The organism is Mycoplana azooxidifex (assembly GCF_014196765.1).
GTDB classification, from domain to species: domain Bacteria; phylum Pseudomonadota; class Alphaproteobacteria; order Rhizobiales; family Rhizobiaceae; genus Mycoplana; species Mycoplana azooxidifex.
In genome coordinates, this window is record NZ_JACIEE010000029.1 from 1 (window position 1) to 1,271 (window position 1,271).

Consider the following 1,271-nt stretch of genomic DNA (forward strand, 5'->3'; position numbering starts at 1 on the left):
TGACCTGCCACTGAACTTTCATCCAAAGGCGATTAGAGTTTCGGCGTTTTTTGATACGCCAGTTGGCGCGGTGTGAGCAACCGGTGGCAACGCGAAGCTTTCATCTCGCGCAGCGTTGGAACCGGTTGCGGTGATGATCCCGGCATAGGCTGCCGGGGTCTGGTATCCGAGCGATGAGTGTGGCCGGAAGGTATTGTAGTCCTCCGCCCATTCCGAAATGGCACTGCGGGCATGGTCGAGACCGAAGAACAAGCTCTCGTTGAGCAGTTCGTCGCGCATCCGGCCGTTGAAGCTTTCCACATAGCCGTTTTGCATCGGCTTGCCCGGAGCGATGTAGTGCCACTCGACCTTGTGCTCCTTCGACCAGATGAGGATCACATTCGACGTGAGTTCCGTGCCGTTGTCGGAAACAATCATTCCGGGCTTGCCGCGCCGCTCTATCAGCGTCGTCAGTTCGCGAGCGACACGGCGTCCGGAGATCGACGTATCCGGGATAGCGGCCAAACACTCGCGCGTGACATCATCGACGATGTTGAGGATGCGGAACCTGCGTCCACAAGCGAACTGATCATGCACGAAATCCAGCGACCAGCGGGCATTGGCCTTTGCCTCGACAACGATCGGGGCACGGGTGCCGACCGCTCGCCGCCTGGCCCTTCGTTTCCGGACAGACAGACCTTCTTCGCGGTAGAGCCGATAGATGCGGTTGACACCGGATGGCTCTCCCTCCCGCCGCAACAGGATGAACAGACGTCGATAGCCGAAGCGGCGGCGCTCGTTGGCCAGATCACGCAGCTTTTTCCGCAGATCGGTCTCCGCCGGTCGCTGCGATTGGTAACGGATCATCGTCCGGTCGGCTGAAACGACTTGGCAGGCCCGCCGTTCCGAAACGCCCATGACGGCCTTCAGATGCGCGACGGCAGCACGCTTGGCGGCAGGCCCTACCATTTTTTTCCAAGAAGCTCGCGAAGTGCGGCGACGTCCAACATCTGTTCCGCGAGAAGCTTCTTCAGCTTGGCGTTCTCGTCCTCCAGGGCCTTCAGTCGCTTGGCTTCGGAGACATCCATGCCACCGAATTTGGCTTTGTAGTTGTAAAATGTTGCTTCCGAAATCCCGTGCCTGCGGCACAGGTCAGCCGTCTTCGCCCCGGCTTCCTGCTCGCGCAGCATCGCAATGATCTGCTCGTCTGAAAATCTGCTCTTCTTCATTCGTCCGTCCTTTGAAGGGCCGGACTCTAATAACTTTTGGAGGGAATTTTTAGTGGCAGGTCA

General features: G+C 58.6%; 1 protein-coding gene. It reads right to left on the reverse strand.

Translation table 11 applies throughout. The features are described 5' to 3' along the window. Positions 1–18: 18 nt before the first annotated feature. Positions 19–1,208, reverse strand: a protein-coding gene (locus tag GGQ64_RS27545; RefSeq protein WP_183808494.1) for an IS3 family transposase whose coding sequence is annotated in 2 segments (ribosomal slippage) — positions 19–956 and positions 956–1,208 — 1,191 coding nt in all. Because the reading frame shifts where the segments join, the coding sequence is not laid out codon by codon here. Between the last annotated feature and the right edge of the window lie 63 nt (positions 1,209–1,271).